The 5,332-nt window shown below is 40.1% G+C and carries 9 protein-coding genes; all 9 read right to left on the reverse strand.

What is annotated here, in order from left to right; genetic code table 11:
* A partial coding sequence (locus tag MV676_RS02665) for a hypothetical protein (protein WP_297445035.1) occupies positions 1-352 on the reverse strand: 352 nt, incomplete at its 3' end.
* A complete protein-coding gene (locus MV676_RS02670) occupies positions 330-569 on the reverse strand; it encodes a hypothetical protein (protein WP_297445037.1) in 240 nt (79 codons plus the stop codon). The genes MV676_RS02670 and MV676_RS02665, both read right to left, overlap by 23 nt.
* Before the next feature lie 2 nt (positions 570-571).
* The gene (locus MV676_RS02675; RefSeq protein WP_297445039.1) at positions 572-952 is read right to left on the reverse strand and encodes a roadblock/LC7 domain-containing protein; all 381 of its coding nucleotides are present in this window, start codon (positions 950-952) and stop codon (positions 572-574) included.
* Between the two features lie 11 nt (positions 953-963).
* On the reverse strand, positions 964-1,773 hold the full coding sequence (locus MV676_RS02680) for an MBL fold metallo-hydrolase (protein ID WP_297445040.1): 810 nt from the start codon (positions 1,771-1,773) through the stop codon (positions 964-966).
* A 1-nt stretch (position 1,774) separates the two neighbouring features.
* Complete coding sequence (locus MV676_RS02685) at positions 1,775-2,107, reverse strand: hypothetical protein (protein ID WP_297445042.1); 333 nt, start codon at positions 2,105-2,107, stop codon at positions 1,775-1,777.
* 10 nt (positions 2,108-2,117) lie between these two features.
* Entirely contained in the window at positions 2,118-2,339 is a 222-nt protein-coding gene (locus tag MV676_RS02690) for a hypothetical protein (protein ID WP_297445044.1), read from the reverse strand.
* Between the two features lie 10 nt (positions 2,340-2,349).
* On the reverse strand, positions 2,350-3,315 hold the full coding sequence (locus MV676_RS02695) for a hypothetical protein (RefSeq protein WP_297445046.1): 966 nt from the start codon (positions 3,313-3,315) through the stop codon (positions 2,350-2,352).
* Positions 3,316-3,374: 59 nt separating this feature from the next.
* On the reverse strand, positions 3,375-4,598 hold the full coding sequence (locus MV676_RS02700; protein WP_297445048.1) for a type II secretion system F family protein: 1,224 nt from the start codon (positions 4,596-4,598) through the stop codon (positions 3,375-3,377).
* 2 nt (positions 4,599-4,600) lie between these two features.
* The coding region (locus tag MV676_RS02705) for a type IV pilus twitching motility protein PilT (RefSeq protein ID WP_297445050.1) at positions 4,601-5,332 on the reverse strand (732 nt) is incomplete at its 5' end.

The following is a 5,332-nucleotide window of genomic DNA, read 5'->3' on the forward strand; positions in this document are numbered from 1 at the left end:
ATTCGGTATTGTCAAGAAAAAGGTAAATCCGTAAAAACTTTGTCCAGTCGCTCATAGACTTCAATACCGATAACGGCTCAAGCTCTCCTACTTTTAAATCCTCGGTCGATCTTATGGGAAAATTACGGTTTATCCAGGCCGTATTGTCCTTTATTGAGAAAAAACTATCAGGGATAAAAAAACCTATCACTATGTCAAGATCATCTGGTACTTTCAGCCTTTCTACCTTTTCTGCTATTATCGTTTTCCTGTTCCCTCTCCCGATTACGGCCGAATCGGGGCTTAAAACTGTTCCGTTAGAACCTCTACCTCCTGCTCCGAAAACTTCGTCAACTATCCTTATCCTGTACACCACAGTCTCCCATCTGCTCCAGATAGTTCCCGAGTTCCTTCATCGGTATAACGATTATATAGTTTTTTTCTCTCTTATACAAGTTGCAGACCTTGTGCTTTCCACCCTCTTTACGGTAACAGGTTATAACAACATTCTTTTCAGGAAAAACATTCACGCTGTTGTAAACCTCAATCTTGTACTTTCCACTCCTTAAAGCCTCTACTATTTCTCTCAAAGTTATCCTCCAAGTATCTCCTTTAGAGAATTAATTGCTTCGTCAACTTCAAGCTCTATAAAACCGATATTTGCATCCTTTTTAGAGATAACGGCTAGAAAAACTTTGTCGTTTATACTTTCAACAATTATCTGGCCGTCTTTAAAGCCGATAAGCATATTTTCGGGTTTTCCCATATTGGTCTGCCTTTCAACTTTCTTGGCAGACTTGAGCATTAAAGCAACCGAAGCAACGACCCGTGTCATGTTTACCTTTGAAGAGTCAGATAGAGACTCAATTATCCTTCCGTCCATAGAACCGACTGCTACGCCGAAAATTTCCCCTTCCAGGTTCTCCTTAAGAGTTCTTATGGTTTCCTTTATCTGCTCCATTTTCGTGGCCATAGTTTTCCTCCTTAATCAAGAATGTCTAAGTAGTTTGTTCCCTCTAAAAGGTCAATTCCACACTTTAGTTCTTCCAGGAATTCTATTGCATTCGGAACAAACTCTTTCGGTATGATAGAACCATGCTGTGGAATTATTGCTTCTATCCTGTAGGGTCTTAACTTGTTTGCAAAGTATCTCGTAGCCTTGTTAGAGGCCATATAGTAGATGTGGAAGTACATCATCTCTATTTTGTGCCTTTCCCAGTCCGTTACGACCAGCTCCCATTCCTGCTGGATGGCTGCGAAAATATCTCCCGAAAAGAGAAATCCACTCCTTATGTCGTAGGATGCAAATGCATCGGGGAAGTGCAGGAACGGAGCACTTAAGAACTGAATTCCAAATCCTTTCTTGTTTCCTTTTAAAATCGTATCGTCCATTGTAGACACATCAAGCCACTTGACACCATTCCTGTCAAATCCGTAGTAGGGAAGCAGTACCTTTGTTCTCGGAGTTGTAACAACAGTTAACTCGGGGTTTTCTTTTAGCCACAGAGGTATTGAACCTGCAACGTCAGGATCCTGGTGGTGGGAAACAATATGAGTAACTTCAGACGGATTTATCACTTCCGATACCCTCTTCCTTACCTGGTCAAAGTGCTGTATTCCACCAGGATCTATCAGGACGTTAACTCCCGGCATTCTAACAAGGTAGGCATTGCACCTGAATATGAAGTTTTCAGAACTCCCGACCCAATATATCTGCTCTTCTCCATCGTCGAAAAGGAGGACAGGTTCATTCAAGTTAATGTTTCCATTTTTGAGGTTTTCTATGTAGTTCATCTTAAACCTCCTCTGAATACCTGATCATCATCATTCTTACAAAGCCGAGATTGGCCTCTTTTTGCGTTACAGCCACAAACACCCTGTTGATCTCCGGGAAAAACCTCATCAAAACAAACACGGCATCAAACGTTAAAAGCATTTCCGTCGGCAAACCAATGTCAAGTTCACCGAGGTTGATATAGGTTTCCATATAGTCTCTGATGAGGTTCTTGACAGGCTCTTCTATTTTTTCAGCCTCTCCACTTTTTTCTAAAACCTCAAGGTTTTCAAGGTCAACAACCATAAAACCGGTTGTGAAAGGAATCTCTTTTAGTGCCTTTTCTGCAATCATATGTACCTCCTTAAATTTTTAGAGTTCTTTTTTTCTTAAACCTGATGGTCTTATAAACTTTTCCCTGCCTTCTTATTATACCAACTCTGAACTGGCCAAGTGGTGTTTTAACCTTCTTCCCCTGAATGAGAGACTGCAAAACTTCCCTCCAGTAAAAGTTCAGAACTGCCCTGACAGTTTCCTGTGTAAGTCCAGTTACCTCTGCAATGTTTTTAACAGTTTCCCTATCCATAGCCATCTCCCTACTTAAATATATCCTCTATGCTCTCAAGTGCCTTTTCAAATACCTGATTCAGCAGGGCGTTTCTCTCTTCCAATTCCAATTTCTTCCTTTCTGCATTGGTATGGTACTTTTGTGCGTAGCCTGAAAGGACATTGTAAAACTCTATGTCTTTTCTCTTAATATCTTCAAGCAGATCCTCAGAGTAAACATTCTTGTAAACCAGCAAAGTCAAAAAGGTAAAAAACTCTTTAACAAGTGGATCATCTTCACGGTTAATAATGGACTGTAACAGGTCGATCTTGTCCTCTTTCTTAAATATCTCAAATATGTAGAGCCAGAAGTCGGGATCTCTTCTTTCTCTCAACAGGTCAATTATTTTAACTATATCCCGTGAATGAAGAACAATAAAGTTGACTATTCTCTTGTTTATTTCAGTAGTATTTTTAACATCTTTTGCTCTAAACAATGCATTTAGAGCCCTTTCAGAGTTTCCTTCGCTATCGTACATTTCAGAAGCGAGTATAAAAGTATTGTAAGCCTTATTCTTATCTCCGGCAAGCAGGTATTTTTCTGCAAGTTTTTCGTAGTAGTATGCACGGCCACTTAAATCGGCAAGTTTTTCAAAAAGGGGTAGAAGCCTAACAATAGGAATAATTCCAATTTTTTCTTCTAATAGCAGAAATGCCTTATCAAACTCACCCTTTTCTGCATACACTTTAACGGCCAGGCCGAGTATTCTGATGTCCATCGGCTGGTATTCAAGAAGTTTCTTTACTATTTTTTCGGCCTCTTCGTATCTCTTTTCCTTGAGAAATCTGTCTATAACCTTTCTTCCCATTTGAAATAAATCGTTTAATCTACCCAGTCTGTAGTATGCGGAGATTATGTTGATTATTATTTTTTCGTCTAAATTTCCCTCTTTTATGAGTTCTAGGCCGTACTTGATAATCCCTTCGTAGTCCTTTTTTTTGATGGCCTCAAGCATTTTTTCCTTTGGATCCCTTTTGAAAAAAGAAAAAACCATTGCCTAAGCCCCTTAAAAGGTTATTGAGAAACCAGACTGCCCATCTTGAAGATAGGCAGGTATAGTGCTACTATTATACCACCTACTACTCCACCTATTACGATTATCATAACCGGTTCTATCAGCGTAGTTAAACCCTCTACCTTTTTATCTACCTCGTCTTCGTAGTTTTCGGCCACTTTTAACAGCATCGTATCAATCGTTCCCGACGCTTCTCCCGTCTTGAGCATATGAACAAACAGGGGGTCAAGTGTTTTTTTATACTTTTCAAAGTATTCTGCCATTGTTTTTCCTTCAGATAGGTAAGGAATTACCCCCTCAAGTATTTCTCTTATGTAAAGGTTGCTTACAGTTCTCGAAGCTGTTTTTACACTTGAAACAATATCTACACCACTGCTAAAAAGTGAAGCAAACGTTCTTGAAAAGGCGGCCAGATTTGACTTTAAAATTATGTCTCCCAAAACGGGAACTTTGAGCATTATCCTGTCCCATATTTTTTTAACAGCAGGAATTTTGAGCAGTTGCATAAACCCTACCACGAATAAAACGAACCCTACGACAACATAAGGCCCCTTACTCGTAACAAACTTGCTTGCATTTAAAAGTAGTAGAGTAGGAGTAGGAAGCTGTGAACCCATATCCTTGTACATCTGTGCAAACTGTGGAACAACAAAGTAGATAATTCCTGCTACGATTAAAATTACAGCAAAGATAATCACAGTTGGATACATCATTGCACTTTTTACTTTACGGCGGAGTTTGATTATCTTGTCGTAGTAGTCGGCAAGTTTTTCAAGCGTTTCGGCAAGTTCTCCCGTTTCCTCTGCCGATCTTATCATCTCTATCGTTAAACGGCCAAAGTCGGATTTAAACCTTGACATTGCCTCTGAAAGCGTTTTTCCTTCGTAGATAAGATCGTTGATTATGTATTCAAGGATTTCTTTTTCTCTCTTTTTGTCGGCCTGTTCAAGCAGGATTTCAAAGGCTTCTTCAAGCTTTACACCGGCGTGGAGCAAAACGGCCAGGTTCCTTAAAATCCTTGCCCGGTCTTCAAGCGTTAATCCACCACCTATACTAATTTGACCGAGCCTGTCTATTATTGAATTGCTCTCTTCCAGTTTTGTTATAAAAACGATACCTTCTTTTTTCAGCTTGTTTCTTGCTTCTCCGAGATTTATGGCCTCAATCTTTCCTTTAACCAGTTCTCCGTTTTTTCGCCTTCCTTCGTAAAGATAGACTTTCACCCTTACACCCTTATACGCCGATATAGGTTTTCAAAATACTTTTTGTCGTTGGCCACCATTAGTGCCTCTTCATATTCTACCATTCCCATACGGGCAAGACGGGCAAGTGATTCTTCCATTAGGATACCCGTATCATTTCCAGGATTTATGTAGTTCCTTATCTGTTCTATCTTGTTGTCCCTTATAAGGGATTTTATTGCATTGTTGGGAACCATTACCTCGGCAGCGAGAACCCTGCCCTGCCTATCTCTCCTTTTTAAAAGCTTTTGACTTATTACTCCTTTCAGAACAAAAGAAAGCTGTGTCCTTATCTGATCCTGCTTGGTAGAGGGGAAAACACTTACAATCCTGTTTATCGTCTCAATTGCAGAGTTTGTGTGTAGAGTGGAAAAGACAAGGTGTCCCGTTTCCGCCGCTGTAAGTGCTACTTCCATAGTTTCGGGATCCCTCAACTCTCCGACAAGGATAACATCGGGTTTTTCCCTTAGAGCACTCTTTAAAGCACGGTAGAACGACCTGGTATCTACCTCAAGTTGCCTCTGATTAACTATCCCTTTTCCGTGCTTGAAAACAAACTCAATAGGATCTTCTATCGTAATCACATGCTTTCTGTAAGTGGTCAGAATCAGGTTTATAAGACTTGCAAGCGTTGTTGTTTTACCTGAACCTGTAGGTCCCGTTACGAGGACAAGTCCTTTGTCATATTTAACAAAGTTTTTTACTATGTCGGGAAG

The organism is Desulfurobacterium sp. (assembly GCF_027028515.1).
Taxonomy (GTDB): domain Bacteria; phylum Aquificota; class Aquificia; order Desulfurobacteriales; family Desulfurobacteriaceae; genus Desulfurobacterium_A.